The sequence below is a fragment of the Embleya sp. NPDC001921 genome (genome assembly GCF_053594475.1).
This window is the reverse complement of record NZ_JBSFEO010000035.1, coordinates 78,608-98,230: the sequence shown is the minus strand read 5'-3', so window position 1 is coordinate 98,230 and position 19,623 is coordinate 78,608. Positions and strand designations below refer to the sequence as shown.

The window sequence follows — 19,623 nt, the reverse complement described above, 5'->3', positions numbered from 1 at the left end:
CACCATCACGCCGCCCCGCCCCTCGTGCCGCTCCGCCCGCCCGAGGCGCCGGGGCGGCGATCGCGATCCCCCGCCGAGCACCACCGATTCCCGGCCGATCCGCGCAGGCCGGCAGACTCGTCGGGTGGAGATCAACGGCGCACCCGCGCATCCCGACGACCTCGCCGCGCTGGCCCTGACGAACATCGGGCATTTCACGTCCATGCGGGTCGAGAACGGCCGGGTCCGCGGCCTGGACCTGCATCTGGCCCGCCTGGTCCGGGACTGCCGGGTCGTGTTCGACGCCGACCTGGACCCGGACCGCGTCCGGACCCTGGTCCGTCGGTTCACCGCCGGTCGGGACGAGGCGTTCGTGGTCCGGGTGACCGTGTTCGATCCGGCGATCGGCCTGGCCGATCCGACCGCTCCGGCCACACCGCACATCCTGGTCGGCACCCGACCGGCCGGGCCCGCGACGATGCCGCCGCTCCGGGTGCTGCCGCTGACGTATCGACGCGATCTGCCGGAGGTCAAGCACGTGGGCCTGTTCGGCCAACTGCGCCGACGCCGTCAGGCGATGCTGGCCGGCTACGACGACGCGCTGTTCGTGGAGCCGGACGGTCGGATCGCGGAAGGCGGCACCTGGAACATCGGCTTCGTGGTCGACGACCGCCTGATCCGCCCCGACGCCCCATGCCTGCGCGGCGTCACCGCCGACCTGCTCCAGGCCCACCGGCCCGGTTCGACCCGGCCCGTTCTCATCGACGAACTCGCGCCGATCCAGGCCGCGTTCGCGACCAACACGGCCATCGGCGTGCGCCCGATCAGCGCCATCGGCACACACGTACTGCCGACCGACCACCCGCTCCTGGCCACCCTGGCCGACACCTACCGCGCCATCCCCGGCGACCTCGTGTAGACCCGCTCCACCCGGTCGCCCCGGCCACCCCGGTCCACCCGGCCACTCCGCTCACGGATAGTCGAAGAACCTGATCCACCAGGTCGGCCCGTCCTCGACGGTGTAGTGGTCCGCGAGCCGGCTCACCCCGTCGTACGTGCACCGCAGCAGATCCTCCGGGACCACCGTGTAGCCGAGGTCGTCCAGCGCGGCGGCGACGCGGTCCAGATCCGCCGGCGCCACGTACGCCGGCGCCGCTCCGACCGGGTGATCGTCCGGCGCACCGACGCTCGTGGCGACCAGGTCGCCGAAGTTGCTGACCACCAGGGTGACCCGCCCGCTCCCCGCCAACGCGCTCGCGGGCACCACGATCACGCCGTGCCGACTCGCCGCCCGCGCCCCGCCCTCCACCGCGCAGCGGCACGCGAAGTCCGTCTCCAGCCGCTCCACGAGCCGATCGAAGCGCTCGCGCGTGGCGACCGGGTCGTAGTCCGGCGGGACGGTCAGGTGCTCCGGATCGTCCAGGGCGCGCAACAGCGTCCAGGCCTCGTCCTCGTCAAGCGTCATGTGCGTGTCAGCCGATCCGTGCGGTGCGCGGCGCCTACCCATACCCGGGCGCACCCTCGGGCACACCCCCGACCGCGCACACCGGGGACGCCCTCACCCCTCCGCCGTGCCCCACCCACTTCACCGCGCCCCACTCACCTCGCCTCACCGCGCCTCGCCTCACCGGTCCAACGGATTCCCACTGATCCGCTCGGCCCACCCGCCCCGCATCAGCTCCGCCGCCGCGCTCGCCGGCTTCCGCTCGGCCTGATCACGCGCGGCATGCAGGAACGCGGGCGCGAATCCGGCCCGAGGCACGGCCGTCAGCAACGCCGCGACGAAGTCCGGCTGGAACACGTCCAGTCCACGCCCGGACACATCGGCGCCCACCGCGATCTGCAGCAGGTGGCTCTCCGGATCCACCTCCGGCGCCACGTCGTCCCGCATGTGCAGCACGATGATCTCGGCCAACCGGTCCCGCCGCGCGGGCGCCCACCCCGCCCCCGCCGCGAAGACCCGGGCCAACTGCGCCCCCGCGTCCTCGAACGCGAGCGTATGACTGTCGAACGGAGCGGTCAGCGCCAGATCGTGCAACAACGCCGCGACGTAGAGCAGTTCCGCGTCGAACTCGATCCCCCGCGAGGCCCCCACCGAAGCCGCCCAGAAGTACGACCGCAGCGAGTGATTGCGCAGCCCCTCCCCCGCGTACTCCGCACACACCCCGAACGCGGCCCGAGCAGCCCCCGAATCCGGCGCCTCGACCCCACCCACCTCGGCGACGAACATGTCCGCTCCCCACGACGTTGGATCATCCCGCTGCAAACGCCCGCATCCTCGCAGGTGCCCGGCGACCGCTCCAGTGCGATGCTCCTGTCCCGGCGGCGCCGGCGTCCCGGCGATCGGCACACGATCGCCCCGGCTTGGGGTGGGGTGGGGGTATCCGGCACGCTGTGGGTTCGTGCATCCGTTCCAGATCTGGTGGTGAATCCGGCATGACCGCCTTGGACCCGGCCATACCCGAGTCGGTCGACCCCGTGCGGGTGGACCGTTCGGGGCTCCAGCGGCGAACCGTGCGCACGCTGATCGCCGCGCAGGTGGTCGGCGGGGTGGGCATGGGTTCCGCGTTGACCGTCGGCGGGCTGCTCGCCGAGGATCTGTCCGGGTCCAAGAGTTGGTCGGGCTTCGCGACCACCGCGATCACGCTGGGCGCGGCGGTGTTCGCGATCCCGATGTCGCGGGCCGCGTCCCGGTACGGGCGGCGGGTCGCGCTGACCGCCGGGTGGGGATTCGCGGCGCTCGCGGCGGGCGGGGTGATCCTGGCGGCGGTCCTGGAGTGGTTCCCGCTGCTGATCGCCGCGCTGCTCGTGTTCGGCGCCGGCACCGCGGCCAACCTCCAGTCCCGGTACGCCGCGACCGACCTCGCCGACGACGCGGGCCGGGCCAAGGCGTTGTCGATCGTGGTGTGGTCGACCACCGTGGGCGCGGTCCTGGGCCCGAACCTGAACGAGCCGGGCGCGGTGGTCGGCCGCGCGGTCGGCCTGCCGGAGTTGGCCGGCCCGTTCCTGTTCTCGATCGTGTCCTTCGGCGGCGCCGGCGCCATCCTGTGGGTCGCGCTGCGCCCGGATCCGCTGTTGATCGCCCGCGCCGACCTCGGCGACCGGCAGCCGCCCCGGGGCAACCTGCGCGGCGCGCTCGGGGTGGTCCGCCGGGCGCCGCGCGCGATGCTCGGGCTGGCCACGGTGGCGTTCGGACACGTGGTGATGGTGTCGGTGATGGCGATGACACCGGTGCACATGAAGGACCACGGCACCGCGCTGACCCTGGTCGGGCTGACCATCAGCCTGCACATCGCCGGGATGTACGCGTTGTCCCCGGTGGTCGGCTGGGCCGCCGACCGGTTCGGCCGGATCCCGGTGATCCTGGGCGGTCAGCTCGTCCTGCTGCTCGCGGTGTTCGTCGCCGGCACCTCCGGTCACTCGACGTGGCGCACCATGGTCGGGCTGGTCCTGCTCGGCTTCGGCTGGTCGTGTTGCCTGGTCGCGGGCTCGGCGCTGCTCGGCGAATCGGTGCCGGCCGGCGAGCGACCGGGCGTGCAGGGCGTTTCGGACCTGCTGATGAACCTGGCCGGTGCGGCGGGCGGCGCGGTCTCCGGTTCGGTCCTGGGCCTGGCCGGCTACGGCGGCCTCAACCTGGTCGCGGGCTTCCTGACCGCGCCGGTGTTGTGCGTCGCGGCGGGCTTCGCGCTGGGCCGCTCCCGGCGCCCCACTGCCTGAAACCGGCGCCCGGGGACGGGCGCGGACGCCTGCCGCACCCGACCCGCCCCGACCCCGGTGACCATCCGCCTCGGATGGCCCGCCCGGGTCGTGGCCGACCCCTGCTCCCCATATGTTTGGACAAAATGTGCCAAATGGTCGCGGGTTTCCTGCCCGGGCCTTCCCGGAAGGGGCAACCATGGTGCAGCGGGTGGTCGTCGTCGGAGCAGGATTCGCCGGGTTCGAAACGGTGCGAAGGCTGGAGCGCTCGCTCGGTCCACGCGAGGCGGAAATCGTCCTCGTGAGTCCGATGGACTACATGGTGTACCGACCGCTGCTGCCGCAGGTCGCGGCCGGCGTCCTGTCCTCCCGCACCACCGCGGTGCCGCTGCACCGGATGTTCAAGCGCACCCACGTGCTGCCCGGCGGCGCGATCGGCGTGGACCTGGCCGCCAAGGTGTGCGTGGTGCGCAAGATCTCCGGCGACATCACCAACGAGCACTACGACAAGCTCGTCCTGGCACCGGGCAGCGTGACCCGCACCTTCGACATCCCGGGCCTGACCACCTACGGGCACGGCATGAAGAACCTGGCCGAGGCGGTCTACCTGCGCGACCACGTGATCGCCCAGCTCGAGATCGCCAACTCCAGCACCGACCCGGCCGAGCGCGCCTCGCGCTGCCAGTTCATCGTGGTCGGCGGCGGCTACGCGGGCGTGGAGACCGCCGCGTGCCTGGAGATGCTCACCACCAACTCGCTCCGGCACTTCCCCCGCCTGGACCCGGCGCAGGTGCGCTGGATGATCGTGGACGTGGCACCGCGCCTGATGCCCGAACTCGGCGAGAACCTGGGCAAGGCCACACTGCAGATGCTGGCCAAGCGCGGCGTGGACGTGCGGCTGGGGATCAGCGTGCGGGAGATCACCGAGGACTCGGTGACGCTGACCACCGGCGAGAAGCTGCCCTGCCGGACCCTGGTCTGGACGGCGGGGGTCACCGCGAGCCCGCTGATGGGCACGATGGGCGCCGAACTGGTCCGCGGCCGGCTCGCGGTCGCCGCCGACCTCGCCGTGCCCGGTCACCCGGACGTGTTCGCGCTCGGCGACGCCGCGGCCGTGCCGGACCTGGCCAAGGGCAACGGCGCGATCTGCCCGCCCACCGCGCAGTACGCGCACCGGCAGGCCAAGGTCGCCGCCGCCAACGTGGTCGCGTCGCTGCGCGGGCAGCCGATGAGCCCGTTCCGGCACAAGGACCTCGGTCTGGTCGTCGACCTCGGCGGCACCCAGGCGGTCGCCCGGCCGCTCGGCTACGAGATGCGCGGTCTGCCCGCGCAGGCCATCACCCGCGGGTACCACCTGATGACGGTGCCCTCGCTCCGGGCCCGCACCCGGGTGCTCTCCAACTGGATCCAGCACGCGTTCGCGGGCGACGACCTGGTCCGGCTGGGCTTCATGTCCGATCAGGACGGCCGGATGGGCAACCTGGAGAAGACCGACGCCTACCTGTCCCCGAACGAGGTCACCGCCCGCACCGGATCGCGCGCCGCACACCCGTAGGCACCCCCGGGTCGTGCCCGCACCACGCGCCGTCACCGTACGGACGTGCGCGACGGCGGACGGCGACCCGGACGAGGGCACGGGTCCGCCGAACGGCGCGCGGGGGCGAACCGGCGACCGGGACGCCGTGCCGGGTGCCGGATCCCACCCTGGCGGGTACACGTGGGCCATGAACGACGAGCGCACGGCGGCCCGCCTGCGGATGGCGCTGGTGCAGCGGCTGCGGCTGACCGGGAGCGTACGCACCGAGGCGGTCGCGGACGCGATGTCCCAGGTGCCGCGCGAGGTGTTCACCCCCGGGGCGGCCTCGCTGGAGCGCGCCTACGAGGACCGGGTCGTGGTGTTGTCCACCGACGACCGGGGGCTGCCGGACAGCACGGTCAGCCAGCCGGCGATGGTCGCGCTGATGCTCGAACAGCTCGCGATCCGGCCGGGGATGCGCGTGCTGGAGATCGGCACCGGAAGCGGGTACAACGCGGCGCTGCTGGCCCGGTTGACCGGCGTCGAGGGCGAAGTGGTCAGCATCGAGGTGTCCGCCGATCTGGCGGGCGCGGCCGCGCGGCGCCTGGCCGGGCTCGGGGTGCACGTGGACGTGCGGGCCGGGGACGGCTGGGAGGGGGTCGCGGACCGCGCGCCGTTCGACCGGATCGAGGCCACGGTGGGGGTCCCGGACCTGCCGCCCGCCTGGGTGGAGCAGCTCGCGCCGGACGGGGTGCTGGTCACCCCGATGTGGCTGCGGCCGGGCCTGGAGTTGGCGGTCGCGTGGGAGCGGGCCGCGAACGGGACGCTGACCAGCGTGTCGGTGGCCCGTTGCGGGTTCCTCCAGTTGCGCGGCCCGCACGCCGGGCCCGGGCGGACCCACGCGCTGACCGGCGATCTCGCGGTGATCGGCGAGGATCTGCCGCCGGCCGCGCTGGACGTGTTGCGCGACCTGCTCGACCACGGCGCGGTGGACGCGGGCCCGGTACTGGGTCCGGTGGACGTGCGGCTGACCGGCTTCGCGTTGGCCGAGCCGCGCTCGGTGTTGTTCCTGGGGCATCCGGGCGACGGGCTGACGTGGGGCCTGTTCGACCCGGAGCGGCCCGCACTCGCGGTGCTCATGCGGGACCGCATCCTGGTCTACGGCGACCGCGACGCGGCGGTCGACCTGTACTACGCCGTGGCCGGCGCACCGGTGGTGAACGCCGACCGGCTGCGGCTGGAGGCGGTCCCGGTGGGCACCGACTTCCCGGACGCGCCGGACGGCGGCCGGGCGTGGACGGTGGAGCGGGAGCACTACCGGTATCGGATGACCGAGATCTGAGCCGAACGCCGCCCGCCCGCTCCCGAACCCGGCCGGGCGCCTCGGCCGCCCACGGCGCTCGGGTCTACCTGGGGGTGCGCAGCAGGCAGAACTCGTTGCCCTCGGGGTCGGTCAGCACATGCCAACTGCACTCGCCCTGGCCGACGTCGGCGGGCTTGGCGCCGAGCGCGAGCAGCCGGGCCAGTTCGCTCTCCTGGTCCGAGCCGATCGCCGGGCTGACGTCCATGTGCAGCCGGTTCTTGACCGCCTTGCCCTCGGGGACCGGCTGGAACAGGATCGTGGGCAACGACCCGTCGGGCGCGCTCAGCTCGATGTCCTCGCCGTCGACGGCGAGGTCCCAGCCGAGCACTCGGCGCCAGAATTCGGCGATGGCGGGCACGTCGTGCGCGTCGACGACGAGTTCGGAGAACACAGCGGGCATGTCGACTCCTCGGTACGGACGGGGAGGAAGGGAGGGGCGGGGCGCGTCCCCCACTCACTGGGGCGGGAGTGCGCGGACCACCTGCCCGAAGCGGGCGGACCCGGTCAGGGACGCGTGCTCGGGTCCCTGCCAATTGACCTCGAGCTCCTCCAGGATGCCCTCGTGCCACCAGAACATGCCGGTGGACAACGGCTGCTGATCTCTCGTCAATCCCTGGGCGGTCTTCAGCACGAAGCCCGCCATGCCCAGCGTGCGCTGCGAGTTCAGCGGCAGCGCGAGCAGTCCGTTGTCGATCGGCGGGACGACCAGCGCGCCCGCGCGCAGCGGGTCGCCGAGCGCCTCGCCGAGCCGGAACATCTGCGCGGAGCCGGGCCAGCTCTGGCCGAGCAGCGAGTGCAGCGTGGTGCCGGTGGAGATCTCCATCGGCGTGCCGCTGAAGCTCTCCATCCGCAGGTTCGTCGCGGCCTGGAGCCAGACGTCCTCGACCGCCATCCCCCAGTGCTGCACCATCGGCGTCTCGATCGTGACGGCGGTGCCGTCCGGGCCCTTGACGCACGCCACGGCGAGGATCTCGCCGCGATCGCCCAGCGGCCACACCATGCCCTGCGTGCCCAGGTGCGGACCGGGCCGGCTGATCATCAGCCGCAGGTCCTGCCGAATGCGATCCGGCGGCGCGCTCATCAGGACGCCGCGCACGTCCTGCCCCCAGGCGGCGTTCTGCTGGTTGCGGGACTGGCGACGAAACAGCGCCACGGAAGGCTCCTCGTACGGGGTGGCGGGCGGGCCTGACAAGTCATAGTCAACACCCCCCGGCCCGCGCAACATCACGCCGTACCGCCGGCGTGCGTACGACGGGCCGGGCCGGGGTCCCCGCCCGTGTGCGCGGGCCCGTCGGCGGCGTCCGGCTCACGCCTGGCGGGTCGGCAGGACCACCACCTGGCGCAGGTTCACGTGCCGCGGCCGGGTCGCCACGTAGGCCACCAGGTCGGCGACGTCGCCCGCGGCGAGGCTGCCGATCGTGTCGAACATGGCACCCAGTTGGCCGGCTTCGCCCAGCTCCGCGTTGTCGATGTGCGAGCCCAGCTCGGTGTCGGTCAGGCCCGGCTCGATGTTGGTGACCCGGACGTCGCGCGGGCCCAGCTCGCTGCGCAGGGACGCGGACAGGTGGGTCAGCGCGGCCTTGGTCGCGCCGTACACGGCGTAGTTCGGGAAGGTGACGTGTGCGCCGATCGAGGAGATGTCGACCAGGTCGGCGGCGCGTCCGTCGGTCGCGGCGGCCACCAGGTCGGCGGTGAACGCCCGGATGATCCGCAGCGCGCCGGTGATGTTGGTGTCGATCATCCGGGTCCACTCGTCGATCCGGCCGTCGTCGACCGGGTTGGGCAACATCACCCCGGCGGAGTTGACGACCAGGTCGACCCGGCCGAGTTCGGCGCGGACGCGCGCCGCGCCGGCGTCCACCGAGTCCTGGTCGGTGACGTCGACCACGACGGCGAGCGCGGTGCCGCCGGCGGCGGTGATCTCGGCGGCCAGTTCCTCGAGCCGGTCCTCGCGGCGAGCGAGCAGCGCGACCTGCGCGCCGTGGGCGGCGAGCAGGCGCGCGGTCTCGGCGCCCATGCCGCTGGCGGCTCCGGTGACGACGGCGATCCGACCGGCGAGTGCGGTGTAGCTCATGGGATGACTCCTGGGGAGGCAGTGCGCGCGACGAAGCGCGGAAGCGATGCGGGGAGACGATCCGGGGCGGGAACCCCGTCGACGGCGCCCACATTGCCCGCGTTCCGCGAGGGCACCCAGAGCCCACGTTTTCCTGGGTCTGTCCGTACCACCCTCGGGCCGTCCGCGCCGGGCCGCCGACGCTGCGGCGGCTAGAGTCCGGGCATGAGTGACGCGTCCTTCGAGCAGCTCGGCGACTTCCTCCGTGCGTGTCGGGCCCGGGTCGGGCCCGAGGAGGCCGGACTGCCGGTGTTCGGTCGCAAGCGGCGCGTGGCCGGGTTGCGGCGCGAGGAGGTCGCGCAGCTCGCGGGGGTGAGCGTCGACTACTACGTGCGACTGGAGCAGGGTCGGGGGCAGCACGTCTCGGACGCCGTCCTGGACGCGATCGGGCGCGCGCTGCGGCTGGACCCCACCGAGTACGAGCACATGTGGGATCTGGCCCGGCCGACCCGCACGAGCGCTCGGCAGGTCGCGCCCTCGACGGCGCGGCCGGGCGTACAGGTGCTGCTGGACCGGATCGACGCGCCCGCGTTCGTCCTGGGCCGGTGCATGGACGTGTTGGCCTGGAATTCGGCCGCCGACGCGGTGATGGGGCTGAGCGCGATGGCACCGCACGAGCGCAACATGGCGCGGCACACGTTCCTGTCCGCCGACGCGGGTCGGTTCTACCCGGATTGGGAGCGGGTCGCCGCCGACACGGTCGCCTTCCTGCGCCTGGACGCCGCGCGCCACGCCCCGGACCCGCGGATGGCCGCCCTGGTCGAGGAGTTGTCCGCGGGCAACCCGCGCTTTCGGCCGTTGTGGGACGCCCACCAGGTGGCCGAGAAGACGCACGGCACCAAGCGGCTACGCCCCGCCGACGGCAGTGTGCTGGACACCGCCTACGAAACGTTGTCCTTTCCCGGCGACCCCGATCTGCTCCTCGTGGTCTACACCACGGCCCCGCGGGTCCGGACCGTGCCCGCCGAGTTGTCCGCGACGGCCGCCGGGAACTGAGCCCCGCCCGGCCCCGAAGGCCCGCGCTGCCCGGCGGATCCGCTTCACTCGCTCAACTCCCGTTCCAGCGGGACCCGGAAGCGCGGTGTCACGCACGTCCCGGACAACCACGACGTGTGCCGGGCCGCTTCCGCCTCGATCGCCTTGACCGCCTCGGGCGGGAGCTCGACGAGCGCGCGCCAGACGACCTCACCGTCGGCTCGCGTGGCCCAGCCGCCGACGACGCGTCCGTTCCACCACACGGTCGGGCCGATGTTGCCCATCCGGTCGAACAGGCGCTCGCGCAGTTCGGGGGTGATGTACCAGTCCCGTTCCTTCCACCCCATCGGCGTGGCGTCGAGCGCGGGCAACATCGCCGCCCACGGCTCCGGCGTCGGGCCCGGCTCCTCGTCGCCGGGCAGCACGTACCCGACGCTTCCGTCGTCCAGGCGCACCTCACCCGCGCGCACCGCGGCGAGCGCGTGTCGGGTGTCCGTGAGCGTCCATCCGGTCCACCACTTGAGGTCCTCCAGTGTCCCGGGCCCGAACGCGGCCAGCCATCCGCGCACCAGTTCGGCCTTGGCCTCGGTCTTGCCGATCTCCGGCAGCGGCGGCGCGATGGTGTACCGGAACCGGCTGGACAACCACGACCCCTGCGGCCTGGCCCGCACGATCCTGCCCTCGCAGGAGAGCGTGAACAGCAGCCGCGTGGACACCCCTTGGTTCGCCTCGTACGGCTTGCCGACCGCCACCCGGATCTGGGTGCGCAACAGCGGGACCACTTCGCCCAGTTGCATCGCGGTGGCCTCGCCCAATTCGGTGAGTGCGGCCACGGTGTCGGCCTCGACCTCGTTCAACCACGCCTCGTCGTAGCCGCCGGACGCCAGGAACTGGAGCATCACCCGGCGCTGGGTGATCGCGACCGCGTCGGTGCTGGAGCGCTGGACCACGTGCACGATCTCGCGCGGGACCACGTAGACGGTGCGCCGCATGCCGGGCATCCGCACCAGCGTCCGGTCCTCATACAGCGCGCGTTCCACCTCCGCCGACGACGGCTCGACCAGGCGCGCGCAGGTGGACAGGTACACCGTCGCGGGGTCGGTGGCGTGCAGCAGGAGCACGGCGCGGGCCGCGTCCTCCGCCCTCGCGGCTCGCGCGCCGGGCGCCAAGCGATGCCGAATGCCCAAACGCGCTCGTCGTTCGTCGTCGGTGATCCGTGGCAGCGCAGAGGTCATGCGCCGACCATAGGGGTCCGAGGCGACATGTGGCCGGGAATCATACGGCGCGGCGATTCAGGATCGCTTTACCGTGACGGGGTCGATACACGGAAGAATCGAGTATCGGGTTCCGCCCCGTACCACCGCACGTTTGCGTGAAGGAGTCACCATGCCCTCTGGGGGATCGTCCCGGTTCGATTGGCGTCGCATGACGCTCGCCCGTCGGGCGGCGAGCCCGGGTGGTCCGCGCCCCCCGAAACCCGGGAACGGGCTGGTGATCGGGGCGGTGATCATCGGGGCGATAGTGATCCTCGCGTGGTGGCTGCTGTCCTCCGACGGGAGCGACAACGGCAAGAAGTCCGCCTCGGCGACGGCGCTGCCCAACGCGTCCGGATCGGGAAGCCCGTCCGCGAGCGGCAGCGGCACCGCGGTGCCCTCGCCCACCTCGACGGTCAAGGTCGCGGTCATCGCGCGCCAGGCGATCGGCCTGGAGATACGCGAGAAGCCGGGCAAGGGCAAGACCGTCGCCGAGGTGAGCGCGGGCACCGAACTGACCGCCACCTGCCGGGCCAAGGGCTCGAACGTCTACGGCTGGCGCGGCGGCAAGAGCGATCAGTGGGTGCTGGTGACCACCGGACAGGGGGCCGGTTACGCACCCGAGGCCTGGTTGGAGACGACCGGTTCGGCGAAGGACCTGCTGCCCGTGTGCTGACCCGAGGATGCCGGTACGGACCGCCGGATCCGGTGGGCCGGCCGCCGACCCCGCGCCCGCTCGCGGCCGATCAGCCACGGGCTCAGCGGGGTCCGCGAGACCAGCCAGGCGAATCCGGCGGATCCGATCGCGACCACGGCGACCAGCGCGGCGGTGTCCGCGGCGGGCGACCACGGCAACGCGGCGGCGAACCCGCTCAGTTCCAGCAGCCGCAGGATCATCGGGTGCACGAGGTAGACCCCGAAGGCCAGTTGTGCGCCGAGCGCGGCGGCGGAGCGGCCCGGGAACGGGGTTCGGGCGCGCTCCCAGCGGGTGGCGACGGCGTACAGCGCGAGCACCGCGACCGGCCCCCACACCAGGCTCACCGGCTGGGTGGCGATCGATGCGGTCGCGGTGTCCCGACCCGCGGCCACGGTGTGTCGATACCACGCGTAGGTCAGCGCGAGCGTCCCCAGCGTGCCGATCCACATGGTCCGGGTGTGTGCCAGGACCCACGCGTGGAAGGCGTCCAGGTGCACCGCGGCCAGCGCTCCGGCCATCACGAAGAAGCCGTAGGTGGGCAGCAACATGCCGCCGTGCACGCGATACCACTCCAGCGGTCCGCTCAGCGGCGTCTCGTGGAACAGCACCACCAGCGCCGCGAGTTGCACCACGCCGGTGACCGCGAGCAGCACCGTGTGCCGTCCCGCGCAGGCGCGGACCAGCTTGACGAACAGCGGGAGGAGCACGGCGATCTGGAGTGAGACGAGCAGGAAGTACAGGTGGTACCAGGATCCGCCCCAGACGATGCCGCCGCGCAGGTCGGTCAGCGCGCCGGGCAGGTCGTGCCGGATGCGTTCGTGATCGCCCAGCACCCAGTAGGCGGTGGACCACAGCAGGTACGGGACGCCGAGCAGCTTGAACCGCTTGGAGAGGAAGGCGCCCACCCGCAGCGGGCGCCCGTAGGCGCTGTGGAAGAGCACGAACGTGCTGACGAAGAAGAACACCGCGCGGGTCGAGTGCAGCACGAGTTGGGTGAACGCGGGGCCTTCGTCCGGGAACGGGTACGTGACGCCGATGACGTGCACGACGATCACGCATAGGAAGGCGATGTCGCGCATCAGGTCGACCCGGTGCAGGTGTGGTCGACGGCCGGCGGCGGCGTGCGGGCCGGTGCGCGACGACGGGGTCGGTTCGGTCGGGCCGGGGGCCGGCTCACCCGCCGGGTGCTCGGCCGCGCGCGCCGGCGCGGGAACCGGGCGGACGTCCGCCGTGCGCTTGTCGTAGGTGCCGAAAAAGAGTGCCATCACCGGGCGCCTGCCCCGAAAACGGCGACCACCTCGCCGTCGGCCCGTCGTTTTCTCGGCGGTGCGACGGGGGCGACGGGCGGTCGCGCCGTCCGCACGGGGGTCGAGCCGGATCGAACCGCAGGACGCGGGGTGCCACAACGCGGAAAGTCCATGTAGGCAGCATGGACGCGCTTCATGAGTGAATGATTAAAGCCGTCCCGGAGCAGGATTGACGTTACGTCAGGTTCCGGCAAAGTCCGCCGGCGCGCCGAGGGGGCGCGCCGGGCGGTGGGCGGAGCAGCGGGTCGTGCGCGGGCCGGGACGGGTCTCGGGCCGGGAAACGGGTCGGAGACGGGTCGAGTGTCGGATCGGTTGTCCGCTATCCACCGGGTTGCGGATCCGGGACGAACACCGCGCGGTCCCGGTGGAAGGTCATCGTGCCGGCGGTCGAACCGTCCCAGCCCAGTCCGCCGGGTTCGTAGCGCTTGCTGACGGTGGCCCACCACAGGTTGGACGTCATCACGTGGCCTACCTCGTCGAGGTACGCCCGCATCCCCGGCTCGCCGCCGTGCGGGCCGGCCATGATCCGGTCGCGCAGGTCGAGGAACTTGCGTTCGGTGGCGTCTATCAGTCCGCAGATCTTGTTCATCGCGCCTTCGAGGTCGAGCCCCTCGGCCTCGCCGAGGTAGTAGACCAGGTTCACCCGGTCGTCCATGACCAGTTCCTTGCGATACGAGACCAGGTCGTTGATCAGCGTGTAGCCGTCGATCGCGGTGTCGTGGATGGCCACCATGTCGGCGGCGCGGAACGCCTCCTGGGACAGCGCCACGCCCGGGACGCCCTCCTCGGCGAAGCCGAACAGCCAGCGCACGCCCAGGCTGTGCCGACGGTCGTCCATGTAGGTGTCGTAGTCCGATATCCCGGCGTCGCGCCAGCTCTCCAGTTCGGTGGTGAAGCCGTGGGCGAAGTCCTCCATGTAGGACACGAAGCGGATCCAGCGCGCGGGCGGCATGCGCTCGCGCAGCCAGGAGAAGTCCTCGCGCAGGGGGGTCGAACCGTCCCCCCAGCCGAGCAGATCGGACATGAAGCGACCGAACACGTTGCGGGTAGCGAAAGAACTGCCGCCCAGGCCCGCCTTGTCGACGAGGCTGTTCTCGATGCCGATCAGGTAGTTCATCACCTTGGCCGTGGTCAAAGCCAGTTCGTAGTCCGCGTGCGGAACGGACAGCGAGACCAGCAGCGTTCCGTCCACGTTCTTGTCGATCCGAGCCGCGTCGCCGGCGTACGCGAAGCCCAGGTGACGGTGTGCCCACCAGCGGGATTCGCGCATCAGGCGGTCGGTCTCGGGATGGAACGTCATCGGCAACAGGTTCGCGAGCTTCGGCAGGTGGAAGCTGATCGGGAGGTCGACGACGGTGGGAGTGCTCACGCCGGGCTCCTTTCGCCGGTCTGCGTCGGATGGTTCCTGCCCCCACGCGAGCCGGCGGTGCCGGTCGTCGGGGCGCGCAGAGATACGGAGTGCGCCGCCGAGGCACCCGGGCCGGATGGCACACCCGGGCGGCGGTGCGATCGGGCGGCCAGTCGATTGCCGAGATGGCCGAGGGCCAGCAGGGAGAAGTGGTCGGCCAGGCACGGGATCACGTACAGGAACGGTCTGGTGCCGAGCATGTCCGGTACGGACTCGATGCCGCCGTCGGCGCGTTGGGCCCGGAGCAGGTGTTCGACGCCGCGCGCGACCGGGTGCGGGTCGTTCTGTCTGGACAGCGCGATCAGGGCGTACGCGGTGCTGATCGCATCGCTGGGGTCGCCGGGTTGCTGGCCCCAGCCGCCGTCCGGATTCTGCCCATCGCGCACCGCGGTCAGGGCCCGCTTGACGGTGGCCCGGTAGGCGTCGGGGCCGGACGCGTCGGTGGCCAGCAGGGCGCGGAAGATCGCGTGGTAGCGGCTGCGGCTCCAGTCCGGGTCGAACGTACCGTCCGGGCGCTGGGCGCCGGCCAGGAACCGGCGTGCGGCGGTGATGCGTTCCACGTGCCGCGGCGCACGTACACCGAGCGCGTTGACGGCGGCGGCGGTCATGCACGCCTCGGACGGCGCGCCCGCGATGTAGGTGGGGAATCCACCGTCGGGGGCCTGGTAGGACCACAGCGCGCGTAAGCCGGAGTCGATGTTGCGCCGATAGCGCACCGGGTCGGTGGCGTGCAGGAACTCGATCGCCACCGACGTGTCGTCCACATCGGCGAGCGCCGCCGCCTCGGTGTACGACCAGCCGCCGTCCACGCGTTGGCGGGCCGCGAGGTGGTCGCCGATCCGCCGGCGGACCTCGTACGGGGCACCGGACGCGTCCAACGCGACGCCCGCGGTGACCGCGCACCACGTGTCGGTGTCGGTCACGAACGGCACGCCGCCGTCCGCGCGTTGGTGGGCAAGCACCTTGGCCACGCCGTTGACGATCAGTCCGTCCAGGTGCGGCCGGTCGGCGAGCGCGTGCAGCACCAACAGGTGTACGAGGAGGTTGCCCTCCCAGATTCCCGAGGCCTGCTGGGTGTCCAGGAGCAGGCGCAGGTCGGCCGGATCGATCTTGTCCGCGTGACCGGTGAGGTCGGCCAGCGCGACCTTGAGCGCGACGGTCTGCACGTGCGCCCACGGGTGCAGGTTGCCGATGTCGAACGCGTCCGGGTCGAACGGCCTGCGGGCGGCGCGGCGCGGGGGGCCGAGCAGCGCGAGGACGGTCTCCAGCATGACCCGCTTGCGGGCGTTCAGGAACGCCGGCGCCCGCTGGAGGAAGCGGTCGAGCAGGTCGCCCGCGGCGTGCTCCACGGTGTCGCCGGAGTGGCGTAAAGCGGTCGTCGCGAGCAACCGGTCCAGGGGTTCGACGCTGTCGAGGCGATCGGCCAGGAACCCGGCGACCCGGCGGTGGTGATCGGCCTCGAGGCCGGCCCGCTCCAGCAAGCGCAGCAGCAGTGCCGATTCGAGCACACGACTGTGGCACGGGCCGCGGACGGCTCCGTCGGGACGGACCGAATCGGCGACCCGCCGACGCAGCCGGGCGGTCGCCACGGGCAGTTCGGGCACGAACATTTCCGCAGGCCAAGGCGGCATCCGGGTATCTCGCACGCGCATCGGTCAACGCCTCCCCCACACGTCCTGTCGCAAGCTGTGCCGTCGTATCCGGTGTCGCCGGGTATGGCGCCGAGCGGGGAATGGGTGCTGCGGTTGGGGTACCCGGCGCGCGATGCACGCCCCGGCAGGTGAGCGACCCCCATCGCCCGGACCGGGTCTGTTCCCAACACGAAATCACCCGAAGGCGTGAATGCGGAAGCCTGTACTCGTTTGTTGTCTGAATTGGTGAGTAATCGCCATCAAATGTGCTGGAAATGAACGGCTATTGACGGCACTTCAGACCGTCGGGAGCAACCCTTCCAGTCCGGGAGCGGTCCTGGTGGGTGCGAATTCGACAACGTCGTACGTTGCCACGCCCTCGCGCCGGAACGGGTCTTCCGCGAGCACGGCGTCCAGCGCGGCCCGGTCGCCGGCGTGCGCCAGGATCACCCCGCCGCTACGGGGGACACGGCGGCCGGAGGCGAGGAGGGTGCCGGCGGCGTAGTGCCGGTCGAGCCATTCGAGGTGGCCGGGCATGAGTGCGTCGACGTCCTCGATGGGGGCCACGTAGGTCAGCGTGATCACGAACATGCCTCGATCGTAGGGCGTGCCGCGGCTCGGGGGTGGGGGGTTGCGGCCACGGGGTCGACGGGGCCGATCAGGGCTGGTCAGGGGTGGTCCGAGACGGTCGGGGCTGGTCGGGGCTGGTCGGGGCTGGTCGGAATCGGTCCCGGGACGGGGCGGGTCGGGGGTCGGCCGGCCGGCTCCGGGGACGGGTCCGGGGTCGATCCGGGGTCGATCCGGGGTCGATCCGGGGTCGGTCCGGCCGGTCGGGGCGACGAAGGTAGCGGACCGGGGGTCGAGGGTCTCGACTTTGGTCGGCGGAATATGACCCCTTGGCCGTGTCGAAGATCAATCGCCGTCGGTAGGTTGACGAATATGCGAAAGATCCTCGACATATTCGGATTGCTCCTGGTTCTCCAGGGTGTCGGGGGCATGGTCCACCACTTCTTCGGTTGGTTCCGTCTGTGGACCCTGCTCACCCGGCAGTCCTTTCTGCACGGGTACGAGGTGGCCGCGAGCATCGCCCTGATCGTCCTCGGCTTCGCGGTGTGGATCGTCGCCGAGAGGCTTTTGCCCACCGAGAAGGAGAAGAACAAAAGAGGCTCGATATCCGGAGCACAAGCCGAGCGAGACCGGCGATAGCCGACCGGCGGGCTCGGGTCGCGCCGGGACCGTTCGGGGGCCTCGATTCGTGGGGGTCGGTTTTCGTGGGGCCCGTTTCGGTGGGCCGGTTTGTCGACCTGAGTGCGTTCGGGACGGGATTTCGAGATTCGACCGCCGCTCGCCTCGCCGGGCCCGCCCAGGCCCCGGTCGTCGGCGAGGTCGAGTGCGCGGTCGCGATCCCGGACTCGCGGTCTCCCGGTCTCGCGGACTCGCGGACTCGCACACACGTGGTTCTACGGATTCGGTCCTCTCCCGTGCGACCTAGTCTGATAATCACCACCGGATGATCAGCACGATGATCGTCAACGGCCGGAAGGGAGCCTCCGATGACCACCGAAGCCACGACCACGACCGCCACGGACGCCGAACTCGCGACACAGCCCGTCGGCTACTGGACCGGTCTCGCGCACCGCGAGGTCATCGCCTACATTCGCGGCCGGCAGGCGGAGCTCGGCCTCACCCAGCCGCAGTTCTGGCTGTTGCGTCACCTCTCCACCGACGACCTCTCGGTCGACGGCGAACCCCGATCCGTGGCCGAACTCACCGAGGCGATGAGCGATTACCTGCTCCCCGAGGATCGGCTCGGCCCCGAGTCGGCCGCGCTGGTCGAGCGGGGCTGGCTTGTCGAAACGCCTGATCACCGACTGCGGATCACCGCCGAGGGCGAAGCGGCCCGGCTGCGCGTGAAGGCCATCGGCCCCTCCGTTCGCGCTCACCTCCACGACGGCATCTCCGACACCGACTACGCCACCACCGTGCGCGTCCTCCAACGCATGATCACGAACGCCGGCGCCGCCGGCCACTGAGCCTGCGGCGGGGGCTGGGCTCGGGGGCCGGTTTCGGGGGCCGGCGTCAGGGACGCCGGCCCCCGGGGCCTGGCGCCCGGGGCGCCGGTGTCGGGGGCCTGACCCCGGGCGCCGGCGTCGGGTGCTGGTGTCAGCGCGCCGACGCCAGGGGCTTCGACCGGAAATGCCTTGTTGGGTCGGGGGCGGGTGGGCCATTCTCGGCGCATGATCACTCCCGAGACCAAGAGCTGGACGTGGGTCCTGGACACGGCGTGTCCCGACTGCGGGCTGGACACCCCGGCCGTCCCGCGTACCCGGATCCCCGCGATGACCCGCGCGTGCGCCGCCGCGTGGCACGAGTTGCTCGTCTCCGGCGGCGACGAGCTGCGCGTCCGGCCGAACTCGGACACCTGGTCCCCGACCGAGTACGCGTGCCATGTGCGCGACGTGTTCGTCCTGTTCGACGAGCGGCTGCGGCTGATGCTGACCCAGGACGCCCCGGACTTCGCCGACTGGGACCAGGATGCGACGGCGATCGAGTCCCGCTACGCCGAACAGGACCCGGTACGCGTCGCCACCGACCTCGCGGCGGCGGGCGCCGAGCTGGCCGACGGCTTCGCGGCGGTGGCCGAGGACCAGTGGGCACGTACCGGCACCCGCGGCGACGGCACGGTCTTCACCGTCGAGTCCTTCGCGCGCTACTTCATCCACGACCCGGTCCACCACCTCTGGGACGTCACCGGCAGCCGCGCGACCTGACCCGACTCCGACCGCCGGCCTTCGACGGCTCCGGTCGACGCGGCGGCCTCGTCGTACCCGACCGGGCACGACGCGACCCGAGGCGCGCACACGAGGCCACCCGCCGGCCGGGCGGCCGGGCGCGCTTCGGTCCGCCTCGGCGAGCCGAAAACCACGGCAGTGGTGCGCGCACTCCGTGTCGCGTCCTCCCACCTCGCCGGGAGACGCGGCGCGTTGCCGGACGTACCCGCGACGCGCCCTAGCGGCGCGTGAGTTGCTCGGTGAGGGCCGTCGCCACCGCGTCGCGGACGGCGGCTTCGGTGGGGGTCGCGCGCCCGGTCTCGGCGGCGAGTTCGGCTAGTGAGGTCATCGTGGTGTCCGGGAGGGCGCAGGCGGTGAAGGTGGTGAACGCGCTCAGGTCGGGATCGATGTTGAGTGCGAAGCCGTGGCTGCTGACGCCCCGTCGGATCCGCATGCCGATGGACGCGAGCTTGCGGTGGTCGCGCGTCCAGATACCCACCAGGCTCGGCGCGCCCGTCGGGGTCTCCCGCCGGATCGCCGGGAAGCCGAGCGTGTCCAGCGCGGCGAGCAGGCCGTCCTCCACCCGGCGGATCAGGTCGCCGGGGCCGAGCGCCCGTACGTTCACGATCAGGTAGCCGATCAGTTGACCCGGCCCGTGATAGGTCGCGTGGCCACCGCGGTCCACCTCGACCAGCGGGATCGGCGACGCCGGATCCGGAAGGTCGGCGAGCGGCGTGCGCGCGCTGTACGTGATCACCGGCGGGTGGGTGAGCAGGAACAGCCGGTCGGGCGCGAGATCCTGTTGCCGCTCGGCGACCCACCGCGCCATGTCGGCCTGCGCCGCCGGGTACGCCACCGCACCCAGGTCGACCCGCACCGGCGCGCCCGGATTCGCGGTCCGCTCGCCCACTCGC

20 protein-coding genes are annotated in these 19,623 nt (G+C 72.1%); 9 read left to right on the top strand and 11 right to left on the bottom strand.

Annotated elements, in window-relative coordinates:
* Positions 1-124: 124 nt before the first annotated feature.
* Entirely contained in the window at positions 125-898 is a 774-nt protein-coding gene (locus ACWCPW_RS34045) for an aminotransferase class IV family protein (protein WP_449765417.1), read from the top strand.
* Between the two features lie 51 nt (positions 899-949).
* Here ACWCPW_RS34045 and ACWCPW_RS34040 read toward each other — a convergent pair whose 3' ends face one another.
* Both ACWCPW_RS34040 and ACWCPW_RS34035 read right to left on the bottom strand, forming a co-directional pair.
* Positions 950-1,444 (bottom strand): hypothetical protein, encoded by a 495-nt coding sequence (locus ACWCPW_RS34040; RefSeq protein ID WP_449765416.1) that lies wholly within the window; start codon positions 1,442-1,444, stop codon positions 950-952.
* Between the two features lie 159 nt (positions 1,445-1,603).
* The gene (locus ACWCPW_RS34035; RefSeq protein WP_449765415.1) at positions 1,604-2,209 is read right to left on the bottom strand and encodes an HD domain-containing protein; all 606 of its coding nucleotides are present in this window, start codon (positions 2,207-2,209) and stop codon (positions 1,604-1,606) included.
* Positions 2,210-2,415: 206 nt separating this feature from the next.
* Here ACWCPW_RS34035 and ACWCPW_RS34030 point away from each other — a divergent pair, with 206 nt between their 5' ends.
* The 3 genes from ACWCPW_RS34030 to ACWCPW_RS34020 all read left to right on the top strand — a co-directional run bounded on the left by ACWCPW_RS34030 (position 2,416) and on the right by ACWCPW_RS34020 (position 6,533).
* On the top strand, positions 2,416-3,696 hold the full coding sequence (locus tag ACWCPW_RS34030) for an MFS transporter (protein WP_449765414.1): 1,281 nt from the start codon (positions 2,416-2,418) through the stop codon (positions 3,694-3,696).
* A gap of 178 nt (positions 3,697-3,874) precedes the next feature.
* Positions 3,875-5,230, top strand: a complete 1,356-nt coding sequence (locus ACWCPW_RS34025; RefSeq protein ID WP_449765413.1) for an NAD(P)/FAD-dependent oxidoreductase — start codon at positions 3,875-3,877, stop codon at positions 5,228-5,230.
* Positions 5,231-5,399: 169 nt separating this feature from the next.
* The gene (locus ACWCPW_RS34020; protein WP_449765412.1) at positions 5,400-6,533 is read left to right on the top strand and encodes a methyltransferase domain-containing protein; all 1,134 of its coding nucleotides are present in this window, start codon (positions 5,400-5,402) and stop codon (positions 6,531-6,533) included.
* Positions 6,534-6,597: 64 nt separating this feature from the next.
* On the opposite strand, the gene ACWCPW_RS34015 is transcribed toward ACWCPW_RS34020, so the two are convergent.
* The 3 genes from ACWCPW_RS34015 to ACWCPW_RS34005 all read right to left on the bottom strand — a co-directional run bounded on the left by ACWCPW_RS34015 (position 6,598) and on the right by ACWCPW_RS34005 (position 8,628).
* Positions 6,598-6,954 (bottom strand): VOC family protein, encoded by a 357-nt coding sequence (locus ACWCPW_RS34015; RefSeq protein WP_449765411.1) that lies wholly within the window; start codon positions 6,952-6,954, stop codon positions 6,598-6,600.
* Between the two features lie 54 nt (positions 6,955-7,008).
* Positions 7,009-7,707, bottom strand: a complete 699-nt coding sequence (locus ACWCPW_RS34010; protein WP_449765410.1) for a hypothetical protein — start codon at positions 7,705-7,707, stop codon at positions 7,009-7,011.
* Between the two features lie 153 nt (positions 7,708-7,860).
* Positions 7,861-8,628 (bottom strand): SDR family oxidoreductase, encoded by a 768-nt coding sequence (locus ACWCPW_RS34005; protein ID WP_449765409.1) that lies wholly within the window; start codon positions 8,626-8,628, stop codon positions 7,861-7,863.
* Between the two features lie 204 nt (positions 8,629-8,832).
* On the opposite strand from ACWCPW_RS34005, the gene ACWCPW_RS34000 reads away from it, so the two are divergent.
* Entirely contained in the window at positions 8,833-9,663 is an 831-nt protein-coding gene (locus tag ACWCPW_RS34000) for a helix-turn-helix transcriptional regulator (protein ID WP_449765408.1), read from the top strand.
* A gap of 44 nt (positions 9,664-9,707) precedes the next feature.
* Here the strand turns inward: ACWCPW_RS34000 and ACWCPW_RS33995 are convergent, their stop codons facing one another.
* The gene (locus ACWCPW_RS33995; protein ID WP_449765407.1) at positions 9,708-10,877 is read right to left on the bottom strand and encodes a winged helix DNA-binding domain-containing protein; all 1,170 of its coding nucleotides are present in this window, start codon (positions 10,875-10,877) and stop codon (positions 9,708-9,710) included.
* 151 nt (positions 10,878-11,028) lie between these two features.
* On the opposite strand from ACWCPW_RS33995, the gene ACWCPW_RS33990 reads away from it, so the two are divergent.
* A complete protein-coding gene (locus ACWCPW_RS33990; protein ID WP_449765406.1) occupies positions 11,029-11,571 on the top strand; it encodes a hypothetical protein in 543 nt (180 codons plus the stop codon).
* Here ACWCPW_RS33990 and ACWCPW_RS33985 read toward each other — a convergent pair.
* The 4 genes from ACWCPW_RS33985 to ACWCPW_RS33970 form a co-directional block, all read right to left on the bottom strand.
* Positions 11,508-12,857 (bottom strand): acyltransferase, encoded by a 1,350-nt coding sequence (locus tag ACWCPW_RS33985; RefSeq protein WP_449765405.1) that lies wholly within the window; start codon positions 12,855-12,857, stop codon positions 11,508-11,510. The two genes, ACWCPW_RS33990 and ACWCPW_RS33985, sit on opposite strands and share 64 nt — an antisense overlap.
* 361 nt (positions 12,858-13,218) lie before the next feature.
* Entirely contained in the window at positions 13,219-14,268 is a 1,050-nt protein-coding gene (locus ACWCPW_RS33980) for a terpene synthase family protein (protein WP_449765404.1), read from the bottom strand.
* Positions 14,265-15,911 carry a prenyltransferase/squalene oxidase repeat-containing protein gene (locus ACWCPW_RS33975; RefSeq protein WP_449765403.1) on the bottom strand — a complete coding sequence of 549 codons (1,647 nt, stop codon included), beginning with the start codon at positions 15,909-15,911 and terminating at the stop codon, positions 14,265-14,267. The genes ACWCPW_RS33980 and ACWCPW_RS33975 overlap by 4 nt, the downstream gene beginning before the upstream one ends.
* A 324-nt stretch (positions 15,912-16,235) precedes the next feature.
* Positions 16,236-16,529, bottom strand: a complete 294-nt coding sequence (locus ACWCPW_RS33970) for a YciI family protein (RefSeq protein WP_449765402.1) — start codon at positions 16,527-16,529, stop codon at positions 16,236-16,238.
* Positions 16,530-16,877: 348 nt separating this feature from the next.
* On the opposite strand from ACWCPW_RS33970, the gene ACWCPW_RS33965 reads away from it, so the two are divergent.
* The 3 genes from ACWCPW_RS33965 (at position 16,878) to ACWCPW_RS33955 (ending at position 18,709) form a co-directional block, all read left to right on the top strand.
* Complete coding sequence (locus ACWCPW_RS33965) at positions 16,878-17,144, top strand: hypothetical protein (protein ID WP_449765401.1); 267 nt, start codon at positions 16,878-16,880, stop codon at positions 17,142-17,144.
* 347 nt (positions 17,145-17,491) lie between these two features.
* A complete protein-coding gene (locus tag ACWCPW_RS33960; RefSeq protein ID WP_449765400.1) occupies positions 17,492-17,971 on the top strand; it encodes a MarR family winged helix-turn-helix transcriptional regulator in 480 nt (159 codons plus the stop codon).
* 204 nt (positions 17,972-18,175) lie between these two features.
* Complete coding sequence (locus ACWCPW_RS33955) at positions 18,176-18,709, top strand: DinB family protein (RefSeq protein WP_449765399.1); 534 nt, start codon at positions 18,176-18,178, stop codon at positions 18,707-18,709.
* Positions 18,710-18,947: 238 nt separating this feature from the next.
* On the opposite strand, the gene lipB is transcribed toward ACWCPW_RS33955, so the two are convergent.
* Positions 18,948-19,619: a lipoyl(octanoyl) transferase LipB gene (gene lipB, locus ACWCPW_RS33950; RefSeq protein WP_449765398.1), complete on the bottom strand. Its 672-nt coding sequence runs from the start codon at positions 19,617-19,619 to the stop codon at positions 18,948-18,950.
* Positions 19,620-19,623 lie beyond the last annotated feature (4 nt).